Source organism: Marivita geojedonensis, assembly GCF_002115805.1.
GTDB classification, from domain to species: Bacteria; Pseudomonadota; Alphaproteobacteria; order Rhodobacterales; family Rhodobacteraceae; genus Marivita; species Marivita geojedonensis.
The window spans coordinates 59,729-77,627 of sequence record NZ_JFKC01000007.1; the positions used below are offsets into that span (position 1 = coordinate 59,729).

General features: G+C 60.0%; 22 protein-coding genes and 1 tRNA gene. 11 read left to right on the forward strand and 12 right to left on the reverse strand.

Annotated elements, in window-relative coordinates; all coding sequences use genetic code 11:
• The first annotated feature begins 3 nt into the window (after positions 1 to 3).
• Positions 4 to 657, forward strand: coding sequence for a peroxiredoxin (locus tag MGEO_RS09740; protein WP_085636577.1), 654 nt, complete (start codon positions 4 to 6; stop codon positions 655 to 657).
• Positions 658 to 711: 54 nt separating this feature from the next.
• On the opposite strand, the gene MGEO_RS09745 is transcribed toward MGEO_RS09740, so the two are convergent.
• From MGEO_RS09745 to MGEO_RS09760, 4 genes are read right to left on the reverse strand one after another with little or no spacing between them, the layout of a single operon-like run.
• Positions 712 to 1,653 (reverse strand): OmpA family protein, encoded by a 942-nt coding sequence (locus MGEO_RS09745; protein WP_085636579.1) that lies wholly within the window; start codon positions 1,651 to 1,653, stop codon positions 712 to 714.
• Complete coding sequence (locus tag MGEO_RS09750) at positions 1,628 to 2,200, reverse strand: peroxidase-related enzyme (RefSeq protein WP_085636581.1); 573 nt, start codon at positions 2,198 to 2,200, stop codon at positions 1,628 to 1,630. The genes MGEO_RS09745 and MGEO_RS09750 overlap by 26 nt, the downstream gene beginning before the upstream one ends.
• The gene (locus MGEO_RS09755) at positions 2,197 to 2,934 is read right to left on the reverse strand and encodes a GNAT family N-acetyltransferase (RefSeq protein WP_085636585.1); all 738 of its coding nucleotides are present in this window, start codon (positions 2,932 to 2,934) and stop codon (positions 2,197 to 2,199) included. The genes MGEO_RS09750 and MGEO_RS09755 overlap by 4 nt, the downstream gene beginning before the upstream one ends.
• Positions 2,931 to 3,653 carry a competence/damage-inducible protein A gene (locus MGEO_RS09760; protein WP_085636587.1) on the reverse strand — a complete coding sequence of 241 codons (723 nt, stop codon included), beginning with the start codon at positions 3,651 to 3,653 and terminating at the stop codon, positions 2,931 to 2,933. The genes MGEO_RS09755 and MGEO_RS09760 overlap by 4 nt, the downstream gene beginning before the upstream one ends.
• Before the next feature lie 46 nt (positions 3,654 to 3,699).
• Here MGEO_RS09760 and sfsA point away from each other — a divergent pair, with 46 nt between their 5' ends.
• From sfsA to MGEO_RS09790, 6 genes are all read left to right on the forward strand, one after another.
• Positions 3,700 to 4,416 (forward strand): DNA/RNA nuclease SfsA, encoded by a 717-nt coding sequence (sfsA, locus tag MGEO_RS09765; RefSeq protein ID WP_085636589.1) that lies wholly within the window; start codon positions 3,700 to 3,702, stop codon positions 4,414 to 4,416.
• A gap of 67 nt (positions 4,417 to 4,483) precedes the next feature.
• Complete coding sequence (map, locus tag MGEO_RS09770; RefSeq protein WP_085636591.1) at positions 4,484 to 5,299, forward strand: type I methionyl aminopeptidase; 816 nt, start codon at positions 4,484 to 4,486, stop codon at positions 5,297 to 5,299.
• 14 nt (positions 5,300 to 5,313) lie between these two features.
• A complete protein-coding gene (locus MGEO_RS09775) occupies positions 5,314 to 5,997 on the forward strand; it encodes a hypothetical protein (protein ID WP_085636593.1) in 684 nt (227 codons plus the stop codon).
• Positions 5,998 to 6,077: 80 nt separating this feature from the next.
• A complete protein-coding gene (hisC, locus tag MGEO_RS09780; RefSeq protein WP_085636595.1) occupies positions 6,078 to 7,163 on the forward strand; it encodes a histidinol-phosphate transaminase in 1,086 nt (361 codons plus the stop codon).
• Complete coding sequence (locus MGEO_RS09785; RefSeq protein WP_085636597.1) at positions 7,160 to 8,071, forward strand: prephenate/arogenate dehydrogenase family protein; 912 nt, start codon at positions 7,160 to 7,162, stop codon at positions 8,069 to 8,071. Before hisC ends, MGEO_RS09785 begins: the two co-directional genes overlap by 4 nt.
• A gap of 93 nt (positions 8,072 to 8,164) precedes the next feature.
• Positions 8,165 to 8,980 (forward strand): extensin-like domain-containing protein, encoded by an 816-nt coding sequence (locus tag MGEO_RS09790; RefSeq protein WP_233139801.1) that lies wholly within the window; start codon positions 8,165 to 8,167, stop codon positions 8,978 to 8,980.
• Positions 8,981 to 8,982: 2 nt separating this feature from the next.
• Here MGEO_RS09790 and fliP read toward each other — a convergent pair whose 3' ends face one another.
• Genes fliP through fliF form a run of 4 tightly spaced genes read right to left on the reverse strand, consistent with a single transcriptional unit; the run spans position 8,983 to position 12,204 of the window.
• Positions 8,983 to 9,708, reverse strand: a complete 726-nt coding sequence (fliP, locus tag MGEO_RS09795; RefSeq protein WP_085636805.1) for a flagellar type III secretion system pore protein FliP — start codon at positions 9,706 to 9,708, stop codon at positions 8,983 to 8,985.
• A 6-nt stretch (positions 9,709 to 9,714) separates the two neighbouring features.
• Positions 9,715 to 10,011, reverse strand: coding sequence for a FliM/FliN family flagellar motor switch protein (locus tag MGEO_RS09800; protein WP_085636601.1), 297 nt, complete (start codon positions 10,009 to 10,011; stop codon positions 9,715 to 9,717).
• Positions 10,004 to 10,606 (reverse strand): FliH/SctL family protein, encoded by a 603-nt coding sequence (locus MGEO_RS09805; protein WP_085636603.1) that lies wholly within the window; start codon positions 10,604 to 10,606, stop codon positions 10,004 to 10,006. Before MGEO_RS09805 ends, MGEO_RS09800 begins: the two co-directional genes overlap by 8 nt.
• Positions 10,603 to 12,204, reverse strand: a complete 1,602-nt coding sequence (fliF, locus tag MGEO_RS09810) for a flagellar basal-body MS-ring/collar protein FliF (RefSeq protein ID WP_085636605.1) — start codon at positions 12,202 to 12,204, stop codon at positions 10,603 to 10,605. Before fliF ends, MGEO_RS09805 begins: the two co-directional genes overlap by 4 nt.
• 123 nt (positions 12,205 to 12,327) lie before the next feature.
• On the opposite strand from fliF, the gene MGEO_RS09815 reads away from it, so the two are divergent.
• The 3 genes from MGEO_RS09815 to MGEO_RS09825 are packed head-to-tail and all read left to right on the forward strand — an operon-like array spanning position 12,328 to position 13,796.
• A complete protein-coding gene (locus tag MGEO_RS09815; RefSeq protein WP_085636607.1) occupies positions 12,328 to 12,828 on the forward strand; it encodes a flagellar basal body-associated FliL family protein in 501 nt (166 codons plus the stop codon).
• A gap of 9 nt (positions 12,829 to 12,837) precedes the next feature.
• Positions 12,838 to 13,191, forward strand: a complete 354-nt coding sequence (locus tag MGEO_RS09820) for a hypothetical protein (RefSeq protein ID WP_085636609.1) — start codon at positions 12,838 to 12,840, stop codon at positions 13,189 to 13,191.
• Positions 13,188 to 13,796: a MotE family protein gene (locus MGEO_RS09825; protein WP_085636611.1), complete on the forward strand. Its 609-nt coding sequence runs from the start codon at positions 13,188 to 13,190 to the stop codon at positions 13,794 to 13,796. The genes MGEO_RS09820 and MGEO_RS09825 overlap by 4 nt, the downstream gene beginning before the upstream one ends.
• Positions 13,797 to 13,813: 17 nt before the next feature.
• Here MGEO_RS09825 and MGEO_RS09830 read toward each other — a convergent pair.
• Positions 13,814 to 13,890, reverse strand: a tRNA-Arg gene (locus MGEO_RS09830).
• A gap of 131 nt (positions 13,891 to 14,021) precedes the next feature.
• Here MGEO_RS09830 and MGEO_RS09835 point away from each other — a divergent pair.
• The gene (locus MGEO_RS09835; protein WP_198948098.1) at positions 14,022 to 15,044 is read left to right on the forward strand and encodes a LacI family DNA-binding transcriptional regulator; all 1,023 of its coding nucleotides are present in this window, start codon (positions 14,022 to 14,024) and stop codon (positions 15,042 to 15,044) included.
• 52 nt (positions 15,045 to 15,096) lie between these two features.
• On the opposite strand, the gene MGEO_RS09840 is transcribed toward MGEO_RS09835, so the two are convergent.
• Genes MGEO_RS09840 through MGEO_RS09850 form a run of 3 tightly spaced genes read right to left on the reverse strand, consistent with a single transcriptional unit; the run spans position 15,097 to position 17,893 of the window.
• Complete coding sequence (locus MGEO_RS09840) at positions 15,097 to 16,083, reverse strand: ABC transporter substrate-binding protein (protein ID WP_085636615.1); 987 nt, start codon at positions 16,081 to 16,083, stop codon at positions 15,097 to 15,099.
• Positions 16,084 to 16,112: 29 nt separating this feature from the next.
• Positions 16,113 to 16,964, reverse strand: a complete 852-nt coding sequence (locus MGEO_RS09845) for an ABC transporter permease (protein ID WP_085636617.1) — start codon at positions 16,962 to 16,964, stop codon at positions 16,113 to 16,115.
• A complete protein-coding gene (locus MGEO_RS09850) occupies positions 16,961 to 17,893 on the reverse strand; it encodes an ABC transporter permease (protein ID WP_085636619.1) in 933 nt (310 codons plus the stop codon). The genes MGEO_RS09845 and MGEO_RS09850 overlap by 4 nt, the downstream gene beginning before the upstream one ends.
• Positions 17,894 to 17,899: the final 6 nt, after the last annotated feature.

Below are 17,899 nucleotides of genomic sequence, written 5' to 3' on the forward strand. Positions count from 1 at the left end.
AGCATGGGCCTGCGTATCAATGATGAAATCCCGAACCTGACCGTGGAAACGGATCAGGGTAAGATCACTCTGCACGATTGGATCGGCGACAGCTGGGCAATCCTGTTTTCGCATCCGAAGGACTTCACACCTGTCTGCACGACCGAATTCGGCGCGGTCGCACAGCTGGCGGACGAATGGGAAAAGCGCGGCACCAAGGTGATGGGTATTTCCGTCGATGGTGTGGAGGATCACAAGAAATGGAAGGGCGATATTGAGGCGACCTCGGGCTCCAAGGCGGGCTTTCCGATCATCGCCGATGAAGACCTGACCGTTGCCAAGGCGTTCGACATGCTCCCGGCAGAATACGTGCTGCCCGATGGCCGCACCCCGGCAGACAGTGCAACCGTACGGGTCGTCTTCATCGTCGGTCAGGACAAGAAGCTGAAGCTGTCCATGACATACCCGATGACCGTGGGCCGCAACTTTGCCGAGGTACTTCGCGCGCTGGATGCGTTGCAGACCTCCGCGCGCGAGAACGTGGCGACCCCGGCGAATTGGACCGTCGGTCAGGACGTGATCGTGCCCATGGCAGTCAGCGATGCGGATGCGATTGCCAAATACGGGCAGATCGAAACCGTGCTGCCCTATCTGCGCAAGGCCAAGCTGCCTGTCTGACGGGACTGCAATCCGCAATTTAGGAAAAGGTCGGGTCAGAACCCGGCCTTTTCTTTACTCCACTGAAATCAGCACAGCCTCGACCCGGCGGTTGGCCTCCCGTCCTTCGGCAGTAAGGTTGGTCGCGCGGGGAGACAGGAAGCCGACGCCGTCCGCAGCGACCTGCGATGACGCAACGCCCCGTGATGTGACATAGCTCATCGCAGCCTCTGCCCTTCGCCGTGACAGGGCCACGTTGGCCTCAAGCGACCCGGTGGCGTCTGTGTGGCCCACAAATGTAATTCGGCGGGTCGGGTTTTCCGTCAGGTAAGACACGACGGCATCCAGAGACTGCACCGGGCCATCGCCAAGCGATGCCGAACCGCTGGCAAATTCGAGATCGGCCAGAACGACATGTCCGACCTGTTCCAGCCGTGCAATCACATCACCGGCATCCGCAGGCACGGACACGGACGGTGCCTGCGAAACCGTGACGGCCGGACGGCCGGGTGGTCCGACCTCGATCAGTTGCACGAACACGGTGTCTCCGTCACGGCTGACAAGCAGACTCAACGCTTGCGTGGCATCGGAAGATTTCGCCGACAGAAACCTGTAGTCGGAAAGATCGACATACATGTTTGGCGCACGCAGCACTTCGATTCCAAACCGGAAATCGAACCCGCCGCAGCTTCGGGCCGCACATTCGAAAATGATGTCGAAGCCATTTTCCAACAGCTGTTCACGCAAACGGCCAAGCACCTGCCCGGTGGTGATGCCGGCACCGGACATGCGCCACGCCTTCCGCAGAACCTCTCCGTCGAGGCTTGCCACAGGAACCCCCGTTTCCGAGGACCAAGCCGCAATTGGCAGATCATACGCGCCGGCCGGCGTTTCGCGGGACACGGTTTCGCGCGCACCGGAGGGAAGCGCCAGTTCAAGCGCAGCGGCGGGGCCTGCCGCCAGACAGCCGGCAAGGCACAGACCGAAAAATTCAGCGCGCCTGCGCGTGATACTCATCGTTGGGCCGCATATCCGTGGCGCTGGCCACGCGGTTGGTCATGTTGAAGAAGGCGGCGACATTGACAATGTCCCAGATATCACGGTCACTGAAGCCCGCATCGCGCAGCGCCTCTCGGTCGAACTCAGCCACCTCCGCGCTTGTTTTTGTGACCTTTTCGGCGAAGGCCAGCATTGCCCGGTGGCGGTGCGGCAGATCAGCAACGCGCCAGTTCATCACCAGCATCTCGCCCAGTTTGGGATCGCCAGACAATTCGCGCACCGCAGCGCCATGCGCCGTCAGGCAGTAGAAACACTTGTTGATCGAACTGACCACCACCGCGATCATCTCGCGTTCCAGCTTGCTCAGACCGCTGCCCGCCAGCATCAGGTCATTATACATCGCGGTAAATACGTTCAGTTTGTCGATGTCGAAGGCATACGCTTTGAGGACGTTCGGAATCATGCCCAGCTTGTCCTGGCAGACGTCAAAATACTTCTGCGTCTCTGGTGGCAGCGGATCGGCCATCGGCAGGTTGAGTGCCGTGGGAAGAGTTTCTTTGGTCATTCAGTGTCGCTTGTGTTTGGCAGGATGCGGTAGTGGTACTGTCCCACAACCTGCATTCCGAGGGAAGCATAGAGGCCATTGGCCGCGTCGTTTGCCTGCGTGCACAGAACGCTCATCCAGTCTGCGCCATTGGCCTTGGCCCAATGCGCGGCCTGCCGCATGAGCCAGACCCCCATACCTTTGCGGCGATGCGACCTGGCGATTTCGAGCGCGTGCACCATCGCAATCCTGTCGGAAATCGCACAATAGGCCGTACCCGCCGGTTTGTCTGAAATCCTGCCGAGAATGCCCGTCTTCGGCACCTCAGCGCGCTCCATGACTGCGATCCGCTCAGGTCCGATGCCACCCGCCGCCCAAAGGTCACGCATGATGGCCAGCGGTTCCCAGATGGCAAATGCGGTAACGCGTGGCACGGGAACATCGGTCAGTGCGTCGATGGGGCAGAGCCAAAGGTTCACCGGATCGATGACCTCGTACCCATGCGTTTCAAGTGCGGAATCCAGTGCTTCTTCACCTTCGCGAATCATGAACAGAGGCGACTGCCCCAGCATCCGCATGGCGGTTTCGGCAGCAGTCAGATCATCATCCGTCCAGTCGCCCTCTGCGGTTGCCGCGCTCACACGTTTGCCGCCTCCGGCTCCGTTGCGCAGCGTCCATGGTCCGGCAGGCATCCGGTCTGCCGAAGGCCACGTGGCCTCGGTCACCGCATAGAGCGTCTGGACCGTCGGTGTCATGCCGTGAACAGTTCTGCAAGACGCGCCATCGCGTGATCCACCTGCACGCCGTCGCTTCCCCGCACAACGATATTCGATCCGTAAGCCCCGTTCTGCTGAAACGGATAGGAGCCAATGGACAGATCCGGAAACTCTTCCGCGATTCGTCCCAAAGGACCGGCGATGTCGCCCTCACCCCGATCCACGCGGAGGGTCTGGGACAGGATCGGCGCGCCCCCCGTCAGAGTTGGGATCACGCTTGCGACCATCGCCTGGAACACCGATGGGACACCGGCCATGACATGCACATTCCCGATGGTGAAACCGGGGGCGATGGAGACCGGGTTCTCGATCAGGGTCGCGCCATCGGGGATGCGGGCCATACGCTTGCGGGCATCGTTGAACTCCATCCCGCGGCTGTCGTAATGCGCCTGCAACAAAGCCGCTGCATCGTCGCGCACATCGACATGCACTCCAAAGGCTGCCGCCACGCAATCCGCGGTTATGTCGTCGTGGGTGGGCCCGATGCCGCCTGACGTGATGACGGTGTCATGGGCCGCGCGCAGATCGTTCAATGCCGAGACAATGGCATCGCGGTCATCACTCACGATCCGCACTTCGCGCAGGTTGATGCCCACCTTGGTCAGTTCCTGCGCCAGATGATGCATGTTGGCATCGCGCGTGCGGCCTGACAGGATTTCGTCCCCGATCACCAGCATGGCTGCCGTTGGATTGGGCATGTGCAGTCTCCTTGATCCCGCTTTTTCACAGGTATAGGCGGGGGTCATGCGCTTTCAAACCCCCCTTGTTCCGGGTGTTCTCATCCGGAGGTACAAACGCTTTCTGGCGGACGTGACTCTTGTCGATGGGCAGGAGGTAACAGCGCATTGCGCCAACCCGGGGTCGATGATGGGGCTCGCGGAACCGGGGATGCGCGTCTGGCTCGAGCCCAATGACGACCCGAAGAAGAAGCTGAAATTCCGTTGGCGGCTTGTGGAACACACAGGCGGGCATTTCACCGGGGTCGATACCGGTGTCCCGAACCGGATGTTGCGCGCCGCACTTGAGGCGCGGGAAGTGCCGGGGCTGACCGACTTTTCCTCACTGAGAGCAGAGGTGCGATACGGAGAAAACAGCAGGATCGACTTTCTGCTAACAGGACAGGACAAGCGCGACACCTATGTGGAAGTGAAATCAGTGACCCTGTCACGGCAGACCGGGCTTGCAGAATTCCCCGACAGCGTGACAGCAAGGGGCACGAAACACCTGCAGGAACTGTCGAACATGGTCCAGCAGGGACATCGGGCGGTAATGCTCTATCTCGTTCAGCGCACCGATTGTGATCGCATGACGCTTGCACGCGATATCGACCCCACCTATGTCGCCGCGTGGACCGATGCAGCATCTTCCGGAGTGGAGACGCTTGCGCTGGACTGTCGGATCACGCCCGAGGCAATACGCCTTGGAAAGCCGATCCCGATGATCGCGCCGGGTGTGAAGTAATGTCGCCCTACTGGTAAACATGCGTAATCGGGACTAAAAACCGGGAAAGACCTATTGGAGTTCGGTTGTGAACAATTCCGCTGACGGACGCCTGACACGAGAAGGCATCCGGATACATGACGCCTCTGATTTCGCCGGCATGCGCAAAGCCGGGGAACTGGCTGCGCGCATTCTGGATGAAGTTGCCGATCATGTGTTCGTCGGTCAGACCACCGGCGCCATTGACGATTTCATCCGCAACAGCGTCGAAGAAGCCGGGGCAACCTCGGCCACCATCGGGTACAAGGGTTATCAGCACGCCAGCTGCATCAGCGTGAATCACGTGGTCTGCCACGGCATTCCCGGAGACAAAAAGCTCAAGGATGGGGACATCCTGAATGTCGATGTGACCGTGATTGTCGATGGCTGGTTTGGCGATACAAGCAGGATGTATGTTGCGGGCAAACTGAGCCGCAAAGCCGAACGCCTGATTCAGGTGACACACGATGCCCTTTTCAAAGGCATCGAGGCCGCGCGCCCCGGCAACACCTTTGGTGACATCGGTCATGCGATCCAGAGCTTTGTCGAAGCCAACCGCATGTCCGTTGTCCGGGATTTCTGTGGGCACGGTCTTGGCCGTGTGTTTCATGCGCCGCCCAACGTGCTGCATTATGGACGTCCCGGAACCGGCCCCCGACTTGAGGAAGGCATGTTCTTCACCATCGAACCGATGGTGAACCTCGGTCGCCCGGAAACAAAGGTTCTGGCCGATGACTGGACAGCAGTCACACGGGACAAGTCGCTGTCGGCTCAGTTCGAACATTCCATCGGAATTACTTCAGATGGCTGCGAGATCTTCACGCCATCCCCCGCCGGTCGGTTTCATCCGACCTATGGCGAATAGGTGATACAACGGAAATGAGCGGCTCCGCGCCCCGCATCCTGACCATCGGGTCAAGCTGCATCAACCGCTTCCAGTTCGACTTCTATCAGGAACGACACACCGGTACGGACACCCGGTTCATCAAGTCGTTCTTCGACTGGAACATAACCTCGCTGATCGGAACGGAAACCGTTCTGCGCCTCGCGCGCGACGAGGCTCTGGAGCACGTCCTGCGTGATCCGGCGCTCTATCATGTCGAATGGGACGTGCTGATCTTCAATCGTGAGCTTCCGGGTGTTTGCTTCTTTCACGAACAGGACGTTGCCCGACGTTTTTCTGAACCCGGCCAGATTGACGCCCTGATCAGCAAGGTCGTCCATCAGGCTGCACCCTTTCTGCCCCCCGACCGCTCAGGGCGCACACATCTTGTCTGGTCCAACATTCAGCCAAACCTGCCCGACACGGTCGACAACGTGACGCCCTGGGAAGACTTCCAACTGACCGCAGAGCGATACGCCACAATCAAGGCCCTTGGCACAGACGTCTTTGGTCCGGACACGCGCTTCAGCTTTCTGTCTTTGGAAGAGGACATGTCGCCAGAGTTGCGATCAGCGCCCGACGTGACCGCTGTCGACTTACCGCGTGGAGACGCCTTTAAGGGACCACCCGATCTCTACGATGCCCTCCTCACGGGCATCGTCTCTTCGTCACAGTCCTGAACCCGCTTCAGACTGGGGTGGTTTGTCGCTTTCCCTTGCCCGTTCCCGCCGCTAAACCCTGTGCCATAGCGGAGGCTCAGATGACAAAAATCACCCCCCAGCCTGGGATCATGGATATTGCGCTGTATGTCGGCGGCAAATCGCATGTCGACGGCGTGTCGAACGTGGTGAAACTCAGCTCGAACGAAAACCCGTTCGGGCCCAGCCCGGCTGCTCAGGAAGCGGTGCGCCGGTCTGTTCTGGAACTCCATCGCTATCCATCGACCGATCACGCTGCCCTGCGCAACGCAATTGCCGAAGTGCATGGTCTGAACGCCGATCAGATCATCTGCGGTGTCGGATCGGACGAAATCATCACGTTCCTGTGCCAGGCCTATGCCGGGCCGGGCGACGAGGTGATCCACACAGAACACGGCTTCGCGCTTTACAAAATCTGCGCACTCGCGGCGGGCGCTACTCCGGTCGAGGTACCCGAACACGAACGGGTGACCGATGTCGATGCGATCCTTGCTGCATGCACGGACAGGACCAAGCTGGTGTTCATCGCCAACCCGAACAACCCGACCGGCACGATGATTGGATTGGCCGAGGTCGAACGCCTTGCGGAAAACCTTCCCTCGCAGACACTTCTGGTTCTGGACGGGGCCTATGCCGAATTCGTCGATGGGTATGACGGAGGCGCGGGCCTTGTTCAGGCGCGCGACAACGTCGTGATGACACGCACCTTCTCCAAGATATACGGCCTTGGAGGTCTGCGCATCGGCTGGGGCTATGGCCCGCAAGAGGTGATCGACGTACTCAACCGGATTCGCGGCCCGTTCAACCTGTCGGGCACCGCATTGGCCGCGGCCGAAGTCGCTGTCCGCGACACCGCTTACGTTGAAAAGTGTCGCCTCGAAAACACCCGCCTGCGCGCATGGCTGGCGGAGGCCTTGGCCGAACATGGCGTACCCTCGGACACATCGATGGCGAATTTCATCCTTGCCCGATTCACGGACGAGGCAGAAGCCGAAGCCTGCAACCTCTATCTGCAGAAACAGGGACTTATTGTCCGGCAGGTCGGCTCTTACAACCTGCCCTTCGCGCTGCGGATCACCGTCGGTGACGAGGCCAGCTGCCGCCGGGTGGCGCACGCCATCGGGCAGTTCAAGGCGGGCGCGCGATGACACAGATCTACGATCGCGTTGCTCTGATCGGACTGGGCCTGATCGCGTCTTCGATGTTCTGGGCGATGAAACGCAACGGTGTTGCGGGTCATGTTGCCGGATACGCGCGCAGCGCTGAAACCCGGGACACGGCCCGCCGCATCGGCCTGTGCGATACGGTGTGCGACACGGCGATTGAAGCTGTAAAAGACGCTGATCTCGTTGTCCTTGCTGTACCCGTCGGAGCAATGGGTCAGGTTGCTCAGGAGATCGGACCGCATCTGAAACCCGGCGCGACACTCACCGATGTCGGGTCGGTCAAGAAGCAGGTGATTGAGGACGTGGCGCCCCATGTGCCGGACACCGTCCATTTCGTGCCTGCGCACCCGCTCGCAGGGACCGAGCACTCGGGTCCTGAGTCCGGTTTCGCCACCCTGTTCGACAACCGCTGGTGCCTGATCGTTCCGTCAGAAGGCAGTGACCAGGGCGCGGTCGATCAGTTGGGCAATTACTGGAAAGCTCTCGGGTCGCATATCGACGTGATGGACCCAGACCACCATGATCTGGTGCTTGCGGTCACATCCCATTGTCCCCACCTTATCGCCTACACCATGGTAGGCGTGGCGGACGATCTACGCCGTGTGACGGACAGCGAAGTGATCAAATACTCTGCTGCCGGGTTTCGAGATTTCACGCGCATTGCCGCCTCTGATCCGACCATGTGGCGGGATGTGTTTCTGACCAACAAAGAGGCGACGCTGGAAATTCTCGGCCGCTTCACGGAAGAACTCTTTGCCTTGCAACGTGCCATCCGGCAGGGTGACGGAGAGCTCCTGCACGACTATTTCACGCGAACACGGGCGATCCGGCGCGGGATTATCGAGGCAGGGCAGGATACGGCAGCGCCGAATTTCGGGCGGTCTCGGTAAGGCAGGACGATGCGGGGTATCTGTGTTTTGGTGTGTGCTCTCTGGTTCGTCGCAGGACAGACTGCGGCCGCGCCCGAGACATCTCTCAGACCAATGGCCCGCAACACACCCGATACACTGACAACTTCAGTCGAAGCCGATCTCCCGAAAGTGCGCCCGCAGGCAAGGCCCGAGGTACTTGAGACTGCGCTGGTCAGCCTGCTGGCCCAACAGTTCCAACGCGAAAACGACCCCAACTATCGTGGCGATCCCACCGACATTGTCCCGGCCCGGGAAAGGGCATTTGCAGCCCTGTCGCCACAGGCGACCGGAGTGTCGGCCCGCCCGAGTCTGCGACCGGACTCCCTGGTCCGCAAAGCCATGGCACAGCGACGCGAACGGGCGCGCGGGGCCGTCTGCGGTGATCCGGGTATTCAGGGAGAGGTGATCGGATTTGTACCGGGCCGCCTCTCGGCCTGTGGGATCAAGGACGGGGTACGGGTGCGCGCGGTATCGGGCGTGAACCTGAGCCAGCAAGCCGTAATGGATTGTCCCACCGCCAAGGCACTCAAACAGTGGGTGGACAAGGGGATGAAGCCTGCAATCGGCAATACCGGTGGCGGCGTCACGCAAATCAAGGTCGCGGCCCATTACGCGTGCCGCACCCGGAACAACCAGCCCGGTGCAAAGGTCAGCGAACATGGCAAGGGCCGGGCCATCGACATCTCTGGCTTCAGACTTCGGGACGGATCCGAGATCACCTTGCTGCAGGGGTGGGATCAACGCGGTACGGGAGCCATCCTGCGAAAAATGCATCAGCGCGCCTGCGGGATTTTCGGAACCGTTCTTGGCCCCGATTCCGACCGGTTCCACAAGGACCACTTCCACTTCGATACCGCACGGTATCGCAGCGGTTCGTTCTGCCGTTAGGCTTACTGGTAGGATCGTACCAGGCTTTCCGCGACCAGCGACCAGCCATTTGCAACTACAAAGAACGCCAGCTTGAACGGCAGTGAAACGATGGCGGGCGGCACCATCATCATCCCCATCGACATCAGCACTGCCGCCACGACAAGGTCAATGATCAGAAACGGCAGGAAGATCAGGAAGCCCACCTGAAAGGCGCGCGCAAGCTCAGACAGCAGAAAGGTCGAGATCAGGATCGACAGCGGCGTATCGGGGGTTGCTTCGGTCAGATCAAGGTCGCTTCGGATGCGCGCCATGGTGGCGAACGTGTCCGGATCCACCTGCGCGGCCATGAACACACGGAAGGGCTGAAACCCGCGGACGAAAGCTTCTTCCGTCCCGATCTCCTCATTCAACAAGGGGGCTATCCCCCTGCTCCACGAGTCGAGCAAAACCGGCTCCATCACAAAAAAGGTCAGGAACAACCCGATGCTGACAATCAGCATATTGGGCGGTGATTGCTGAAGGCCGATCGCCTGTCGCAGGATGGACAGGACGGTGATGATGAAGGGAAAGCAGGTGACCGTTATGACGATTCCGGGCGCGATGCTCAGAACCGTGAGCAGCGCGATCAGTTGGAGCGTGGTCGCCGTCACTGACCCACCGCTTCCGAAGTCCAGAGACAGACTCTGTGCCTCCGCCGGGCTGGCGCTGAGTAAGGCGAAGCCGATTGCGACGACAACAGGAGGCATCATGGTCTAGCCGCCGGATTTGCCAAAATCGTTCACATCGATCAGCCGGACCGACAATTGCCCGTGCTGTTCACCCGACTCTGCGATTTCCAGAATACCAGTTCCAATCAGGTGGTCGCCGACTAAGAGCTCGACCGGATCTTCCACCCGCTTGTCCAACACCAGAACAGAGCCTTCCTCCAATTGCAGAAGGTCCCGGACAAGCGGACGAGCGCGCCCGACGGCAACCGTGATTTCGATCGGTACGGTCGTGAATGCCGCGTCCGGGTTTTTCTGGTCCAGCGTATCGGTTGCACTACCCATGTCCCCGCACCTCCGTCATGTCATAAAGAACCGCGTGAACGGCTTGGGTGATCTGTTCGACGACATCGGCCAGATCGACCAAGATTTCTTTTCCGCCCAGCCGAAGTTCAGCCTGCGCCTCCCCAACGGTCGGGTCTTCATGCACCGAAATCGGAAGGCTGCTCGCCGCCGCAGCAACAAGGTCGGACACTTGGCTGCCTGCACCGGGTGCGACCCCAACATCGATCTGAACGGTCCCCATATCCCGTGCAATCTTTGACAGCTGATCGGATATATGCGCTCCAAGCGTGTCCCGTGCGACGGACGGGAGAATCTTCTGTAGGATTTCGTCAAACAGCGGTGTCAGGTTCGACAGGACCTGCGCGTGAACCTCGTGGTAGGTAAATGCCAGATCCTGCAGGTTTTGGGCGAACCCATCGACAATCAGGGCGCCTTCTTCCGATTTCGCCTTTATCGCATCGTCCCAGCCTGCCCGGTATCCCTTGTCAAAGGCTTCCAACCGCTCCGATTCCAGAACATCGTCCGACACGACCGCATGACCGGTAACTGCAGTCGGTGAGCCGAAATCTTCAAGAAATGAGGCGAGCGTGGTCATCGCGCGTCACCGGCCTGCGGCTCATCAAGCCAGCTGCGCAACACTTCAACCGTTTCGCTGCGCCGTTCCTCTATCAGCGTTTTCAGGCGGGCAACGGCATCCTCAGGCGCCGGAAGGTCAGACGTGCGCGCCGCCTCCGCAAGAACGGGCAGAGTGGACGCGGCATCCTCAGGTTCGATTGTTCCGTTCAGCACTGGAAGATCGGTGCTATTGCCGCCAACCTCTCCTGAAGACGGAGCCGCCAGCAACTGTGTCTGCCGCGAAGGGGCCAGAAGGGGTCGGACGACGAAAAGGCCAAGTATCAGAACAACGAATGTCAGGACGGCAATCTGGATCAGGGTCATCGGATTCAGAGGCCCGTTGAACCATGGCTGTTCCGTTGGCTCTGAACCCAAAACCTCAAGTGGTTCGAAAGGCAGCGACTTCAGCGTGATGACATCGCCTCGCGCTTCATCAAAGCCAACCGCTGATTCCACGAGGTCCTGCAGCGCCGCGAGGTCTTCGTCCGGAACCGGCACAAATATTTCGGCGCCCTGCGCATCGGTTTCTGTTCGTCCATTGACAAGAACAGCGACGGTCAGCCGTCTGATCGCACCTGGAGCACGAATGATCTCGCGCGTGGTTTGCGATACTTCGTAGTTTAACCGCTCACGCAGCTCCGAGCTTTGTCGTGTCTCAGTTTCGCTGGAGTTGGCATCACCGTCGGGAAGGTTGGAAGCGACCGTCACCGCACCAGAACCACCATTTTCGGATTGATCCGTCCGCTCCTCGCTGTCGGAGCTGATCACGAACCGGCTGTCCGGATCAAATCGCCGCTCCGTGATGGATTCGGTGTCCGTGACGGAATCGATACTGACTTCGACCACCGCATTGCCACGTCCGACGCGCGCCTCCAGCAGGCGCAGCACGCGTTCCCGAAGCAGATCGGATCGGTCCCGATCAGTGGAAGAGGACATCGCGTCACCTTCATCTGTCAGCAAACCCGCATGGGCATCGACCAAAGAAACGTTCTCTGGAAGCAAACCCGCGACGGCAGACGCAACCGAGTGGCGGATCGCCTGTGCTTTCGCGCGGTCGATGGCACCGGAGCGGGCAGTGACGTGGACCGAAGCGCTTGGCGCAAGATCGCGCCGAAACGGGTTGTCGCTCCCAGTCGCGATATGCACACGAGCGGATACGATCTCGGGTGACGATACGATCGTCCGGGCCAGTTCTTCCTCTTTTGCGCGCAGATAGGCAGCGTCGAACATCTGTGATGTTGTGCCGAACCCGGTCAGCGAATCCAAAAGCTCGTACCCCTGCCCGGCGCTTGCAGGCAGCCCTTCGCTCGCAAGCGTCAGGCGCAGCTGGTCACGCGACGACTCTGGTACAAGAACCGAGGTTCCGCGCACTTCGAACGCGATCCCTTTCTGCTGCAACGCCTGCACAACCTCACCTGCTGCGGCAGGCTCAAGACCGGAATACAGCAGTGTCATGCGCGGCTGTGTCAGCAGACGCGACATTCCAAGAACAGCGATGAAGATTGCCAGCGTCGATCCGATGACGATGGCTTTGCGGGTTGTAGTCAGTCTGCGCCAGACAGGCAGGATGTGCTGCACCGATATCCTCCGAACCAAAACGTTCTGTTTCGTTTATGACGTCCCTTATTGCCGGTTCGCGTTAACAATCGGTTAGTGCCTGCGCCTTAAAACAGCGTCCACGAAGTCAACGATGGGCGCACTATGACCACGGCTGAGGCGACAGATACCGATCTCGATGAACCCAGGGCGAAAGGCTCGAAACTCACGTTGATTCTCTCTGTTGTGCTGGGCCTTCTCGGTGCGGGGCTTGGATATTTCGGCATAGCGAGCGGCGTGATCCCCCTTGGAGACAGTGCATCCTCTGAAGATGCCGTCGAACATGACCCTGTGGCGGCCCGACCGGATGTTGCATTTGTCACGGTACCGACACTGATCGTCACGCTGCCGCCCGGAGCCCAGAATGAGCATCTTCGCTTCAGTGCGCAGATCGAGGTGCCACGCGAATATCAGGGCGATGTGGAATTCCTGCTGCCGCGGATACAGGACGCAATGAATGGCTATCTGCGCGCCCTGACCGCCGAGGATATCGAAGGCGCGGGGGCACTCTACAAAATCCGGCTGCACCTGTTTCGCAGAGTCGTGATGGTGGTGGGTCTGGGCAAGGCGAAAAACCTTCTGGTGACCGAGTTTATCCTGAACTGAGGAACTGACATGGAGTTTGTCGCAGACATTCTATTGGTCGCAGGGGCGCTGGGCGCGGGGCTCTATTGCTTTGTGCTGTCACGGCGACTCACGCGTTTCACCGATCTTGAAAACGGTGTTGGCGCCGCGGTCGCGGTCCTGTCGTCGCAAGTCACCGATCTGCAGGCAGCACTGGAAACCGCGCAAAAGACGGCCAGCCATTCAAGTGACAGCCTCGAGGATCTGACAGAGCGGGCAGAGGGTGCTGCGAAACGTCTTGAACTGATGGTGGCCGCACTTCACGATTTGCCGCCTGATACGGAACGCCCCCCTTCACAACCCACCGGACCCGTCTTTGCCCGCCATGCGGGAGACGCGCGATGACCGCAGAAAATCACGCGAAACGCAAAGGACGAAGCCGGTCCGGAAAGACCGGAACACTTGCAATTATCGGCACGCTGCTCTTGCTCTCTGCCGGGTTTCGCCTTGCCACAGAGGCGGGGCAGGTCATCGCAAGCGAACCTGAAACTGCGGCCACAGAGGCGGAACCGCCCCCGGCGCGTCTGGATCTTGCAAGACCGGAGCAGATGAATGCAGCGCTTGAGGCGATCCGGGCGCGCGAGGAGCGTTTGATCGCCAGAGAAGCCGAGATGGATGAGCGGGAAGCCACTGTCAGTGCGGCAGAGTCGGCCATTCAGGGCGAACTCGACAAACTGGAAGCCGCCGAAGAAAGCCTCAGGGAAACCATCGCATTGGCCTCCGCCGCTGCCGAAGACGATCTGGCACAGCTCACCAAGGTCTATTCCAACATGAAACCAAAGCAGGCAGCGGCCCTGTTCGAAAAGATGGATTCGACCTTCGCCGCTGGCTTCCTTGGCCGCATGGCGTCCGAAAACGCCGCCCGCATCATGGCTGGGATGAGCCCTGAGAAAGCCTACGAAATCAGCGTGAAACTTGCCGGACGCAACGCCGAAATCCCGCTCGAATAACGAACAGCACGTCTGATTGGTGATCCCGGCAGGATTCGAACCTGCAACCTGCCCCTTAGGAGGGGGCTGCTCTATCCAGTTGAGCCACGGGACCACGCCGGACAGACATACTTTGCTTCGACCGGCTTGTCATCTCTTCCACCCGGATTTTCCCGCATACGCAAGCGCTTGCTGGCGTGCGAGAGTTTGCGATAACATCCTTACAAAAGCAGTAGGATGACTCTCTTGGCCAGTGACGATACACGCCCCCTCACACTCCGCGATGTTTCAGAAGCGTCCGGTGTTTCGGAAATGACGGTCAGCCGCGTGCTGCGCAATCGGGGCGACGTATCATCCGCCACACGCGAGCGTGTTCTCACGGCCGCAAAGACCCTCGGCTACGTCCCGAACAAGATCGCCGGCGCACTTGCCAGCCAGAGGGTCAATCTCGTTGCCGTCATTATCCCGAGCCTGCGGAACATGGTGTTTCCGGAAGTGATGTCCGGGATCAGCGCGGTTCTCGAAGAGACCGAGCTTCAACCGGTTGTAGGCGTCACGGATTACCTGCCCGAAAAGGAAGAACGGGTCCTTTACGAGATGCTGTCCTGGCGCCCGTCCGGCGTGATCATTGCCGGGCTTGAACACACGGACGCCTCACGCGCGATGCTCAAGGCAAGCGGTATTCCTGTTGTGGAGATCATGGATGTTGATGGCACACCAATCGATTCGATGGTTGGCATCTCGCATCGCCGCGCCGGTCGTAAAATGGCCGAAGCCATTCTCAAAGCGGGTTATCAGCGCATCGGATTTCTGGGCACCAAGATGCCGCTCGACCACCGCGCGCGCAAACGCTTCGAAGGATTTACCGGGGCTCTGGCGAAGAGTGGGGTCGAAGTTGCGGATCAGGAATTCTATTCCGGTGGGTCTGCGCTCGCCAAAGGGCGTGAAATGACCGAGACACTCCTGAAACGCGACCCGGAACTTGATTTTCTCTATTACTCCAACGACATGATCGCAGCCGGTGGCCTGCTCTCTTTGCTTGAAAAGGGCGTCGATATCCCCAACCAGATCGGCCTCGCAGGATTCAACGGCGTTGAACTGCTCGAAGGTCTGCCGAGACAGCTGGCCACGATGGACGCCTGTCGCACGGAGATTGGCGAGAAGGCCGCCGAAATCATCGCAGAGCGCGTCAATTCTCCCGAGGCCGAAACCCCGAAAGTGGTCGAGCTGACACCCAAGATCACCTACGGCGACACGCTGCGCCGCTAGAAAAAAGGGCCGGTCTCCCGGCCCTTTTTCACATCGTTCTTTGGCTTTCAGTTCATTTCAGAACGTCGGACACCGCATGGGTCCAGGCAGATTCGCCCGGATGCGCGGTGATCACCGGATCAGATCCGCCGGCGAGCAGGGTCTCAACCGTCCGCTCGAAATCCGCCGGGTCCAGGGTTCCGTTGGAGCCCGCAGTCAGTTTGGCAACTTCACCCATCATCCGCTTCTGATGGGTTTCCGTCTGCGCACCGGTCTCGTCATATTCGAGCACGATCAACGCCGCATCATCCGGGTTTTCCTCGGCCCACTTCCAGCCCTTCATCGAGGCCGCAACGAACCGCTGCATCTTGTCGACGAAGGCCGGGTCGGACAGCTTGTCCTCCAGCACGTAAAGACCGTCTTCCAGCGTCGCCACGCCCTGATCTTCGTATTTGAAGGTTACGAGGTCATCCGGGCTGACACCGGCATCGATGACCTGCCAGTATTCGTTGTAGGTCATGGTCGAGATGCAGTCCGCCTGACGCTGCAACAGCGGATCCACGTTGAAGCCCTGCTTGAGAACCTCGACACCGTTCTCGCTCTTGCCATCGGTGGAAATGCCAAGCTGGCTCATCCACGACATGAACGGGAATTCGTTGCCGAAGAACCAGACGCCCAGTGTGCGGTTCTTGAGATCGTCCGGCGAGGCAATGCCCGCGTCCTTCCAGCAGGTCAGCATCATGCCAGAGCTTTTGAACGGTTGCGCGATGTTCACCAGCGGCAGACCCTTTTCGCGGGCCGCGAGTGCAGCAGGCATCCATTCAACTGTCACATCGGCACCACCGCCGGCGATCACCTGCGTGGGCGCGATATCCGGGCCACCCGGTTTGATGGTGACGTTCAGATCGGCCTCTTCATAATAGCCGTTTTCCAGCGCCACGTAGTAGCCCGCAAACTGGGCCTGCGTGACCCACTTGAGTTGCAGGGTCACGTCATCCGCAGCCCAGGCCGGGGCCGCCAGACCAAAGGCCGCCAGGGCGCCAAGTAGTTTCGTCTTCATGGTAGTACCTCCGTGTTGTCGTTTGTTGTTCATCCATGTCCGCGGTGCGACGGGTGCCAGAACGTCACGCGTTTTTCGACCCAGGCCACCAGCCCGTAGAACGCGGTCCCGGCCAAGGCCGCGACCGCGATTTCAGCCCAGACCAGATCAATCGACAAACTGCCGACCCCGGTCGAAATTCGGAATCCCATCCCCCGCGTCGGTGACCCGAAATATTCAGCAACGATTGCCCCGATCAATGCAAGCGTCGTCGCAATCTTGAGCCCGTTGAACACGAACGGCAGGGCCGCAGGCAGACGCAGCTTGAGCAACGTGTCGAAATAACTCGCAGCATAGGTGCGCATCAGATCGCGCTGCATCGCATCGGTTTCGCGCAAGCCTTGCACCGTGTTCACGAGGATGGGGAAGAACACCATCACCACGACCACTGCCGCCTTCGAATGCCAGTCAAAGCCGAACCAGCTCACCAAAATCGGCGCGATACCGACAATGGGCAATGCGGCCACGAAATTGCCGATGGGCAAAAGCCCCCGTGTCAGAAAGGCGGACCGGTCGATCACGATCGCGGTCGCAAAAGCAGCAAGCACGCCAATCACAAAGCCCGACAGCGCGCCTTTGAGAACGGTCTGCCGGAAGTCCTCCCAGAGGATATCTGTCGAGGCGGCAAAGGTCTGCGCCACGGTCGAAGGTGCCGGCAGGATCACCGGCGACACGCCGAACCCGCGCACGATGCCTTCCCACAGCACAATCAGCGTCACCCCGAACAGCACCGGAATCAGCACCCGAACCACAACCGATCCACGCCACGCCGAATTGGCCAGCCAGGTGTTAAGCATCCAGGCCCCGATCCAGAACACCAGCGCAAAGATCAGCCAACTCATGTCTGCATCCCCATCCGCTTCAGCGTCACCCGCTGCATCACGTCCAGCAACGTCACGAGAACCCCAGCCAGAATCGCGGCCGCAAAGAGCGCCGCCCAGATGGCCAGCGGCGTACCGAACTGATCCCCGATCAGGATACGCGCACCCAGCCCGGAAATCGCCCCCGTCGGCAACTCACCCACGATGGTTCCGACCAACGCTGCCGCAATCCCGATCTTCAGCGACGTGAAGAGATACGGCATCGACGCCGGCAGGCGCAGCTTCAGAAACGCCTGCAAGCCCGACGCGGAATAGGTCCGCAGCAGGTCAAGCTGCGCCGCGCCCGGCGACCGCAACCCTTTGACCATTCCGACCAGCACCGGGAAGTAACACAGATAGGCAGAAATGATCGCCTTTGGCACCGTCCTGCCCTCGATCCCGACCTGGCTGGACAATACGATGATCATCGGAGCGAGGGCCACGATGGGGATGGTCTGGCTGATGATCGCCCAAGGCATCAGGCTCATATCCACCACCCGGCTGTAGACGATGGCAATCGCCCCCGCCATGCCCAGAACAGTGCCCAGCGCAAAACCCCAGAGCGTCGATTGCAGGGTGATCCACCCATGATAAATCAACGACCGTTTGGACAGCGCCCGTCCCCGCAGCGCCATGTCCCCGGTGGTCTTCCAAAGCTCCGCCCCCACCTGACCGGGCGTCGGCAGGCGCGGCCGTTCAAGAGCATAGCCCGCGGCGATATGTTCAGGATTATCCATCATCAACCGCCAGACCGACCGGTCAAATCGGGCAATGGACTCGGCGGGAACAACCTCGGCCCCGCCCCGTTCCGCCATATCCAGCGCACCACGGATGTTCATGGGCGCGACCGCCACATACCAAAGCGCCGCAATCGCGGCGAGGACCGTGAGAATGGGAAGCAGGTTCTTCATGATGCC

What these genes read in the sequence shown, in the direction of transcription:
- fliP (WP_085636805.1), bottom strand. Translation starts at nt 9,708, where the DNA reads ATGCCTCCTGTTGTCGTCGCAATCGGCTTCGCCTTACTCAGCGCCAGC.
- MGEO_RS09805 (WP_085636603.1), bottom strand. Translation starts at nt 10,606, where the DNA reads ATGACCACGCTCGCCTCATTTCTTGAAGATTTCGGCTCACCGACTGCA.
- MGEO_RS09815 (WP_085636607.1), top strand. Translation starts at nt 12,328, where the DNA reads ATGACCACGGCTGAGGCGACAGATACCGATCTCGATGAACCCAGGGCG.
- MGEO_RS09820 (WP_085636609.1), top strand. Translation starts at nt 12,838, where the DNA reads ATGGAGTTTGTCGCAGACATTCTATTGGTCGCAGGGGCGCTGGGCGCG.
- MGEO_RS09745 (WP_085636579.1), bottom strand. Translation starts at nt 1,653, where the DNA reads ATGAGTATCACGCGCAGGCGCGCTGAATTTTTCGGTCTGTGCCTTGCC.
- MGEO_RS09790 (WP_233139801.1), top strand. Translation starts at nt 8,165, where the DNA reads ATGGCCCGCAACACACCCGATACACTGACAACTTCAGTCGAAGCCGAT.
- MGEO_RS09785 (WP_085636597.1), top strand. Translation starts at nt 7,160, where the DNA reads ATGACACAGATCTACGATCGCGTTGCTCTGATCGGACTGGGCCTGATC.
- MGEO_RS09755 (WP_085636585.1), bottom strand. Translation starts at nt 2,934, where the DNA reads ATGACACCGACGGTCCAGACGCTCTATGCGGTGACCGAGGCCACGTGG.
- sfsA (WP_085636589.1), top strand. Translation starts at nt 3,700, where the DNA reads ATGCGCTTTCAAACCCCCCTTGTTCCGGGTGTTCTCATCCGGAGGTAC.
- MGEO_RS09825 (WP_085636611.1), top strand. Translation starts at nt 13,188, where the DNA reads ATGACCGCAGAAAATCACGCGAAACGCAAAGGACGAAGCCGGTCCGGA.
- MGEO_RS09750 (WP_085636581.1), bottom strand. Translation starts at nt 2,200, where the DNA reads ATGACCAAAGAAACTCTTCCCACGGCACTCAACCTGCCGATGGCCGAT.
- MGEO_RS09850 (WP_085636619.1), bottom strand. Translation starts at nt 17,893, where the DNA reads ATGAAGAACCTGCTTCCCATTCTCACGGTCCTCGCCGCGATTGCGGCG.
- MGEO_RS09775 (WP_085636593.1), top strand. Translation starts at nt 5,314, where the DNA reads ATGAGCGGCTCCGCGCCCCGCATCCTGACCATCGGGTCAAGCTGCATC.
- MGEO_RS09845 (WP_085636617.1), bottom strand. Translation starts at nt 16,964, where the DNA reads ATGAGTTGGCTGATCTTTGCGCTGGTGTTCTGGATCGGGGCCTGGATG.
- MGEO_RS09740 (WP_085636577.1), top strand. Translation starts at nt 4, where the DNA reads ATGGGCCTGCGTATCAATGATGAAATCCCGAACCTGACCGTGGAAACG.
- MGEO_RS09760 (WP_085636587.1), bottom strand. Translation starts at nt 3,653, where the DNA reads ATGCCCAATCCAACGGCAGCCATGCTGGTGATCGGGGACGAAATCCTG.
- hisC (WP_085636595.1), top strand. Translation starts at nt 6,078, where the DNA reads ATGACAAAAATCACCCCCCAGCCTGGGATCATGGATATTGCGCTGTAT.
- MGEO_RS09840 (WP_085636615.1), bottom strand. Translation starts at nt 16,083, where the DNA reads ATGAAGACGAAACTACTTGGCGCCCTGGCGGCCTTTGGTCTGGCGGCC.
- MGEO_RS09800 (WP_085636601.1), bottom strand. Translation starts at nt 10,011, where the DNA reads ATGGGTAGTGCAACCGATACGCTGGACCAGAAAAACCCGGACGCGGCA.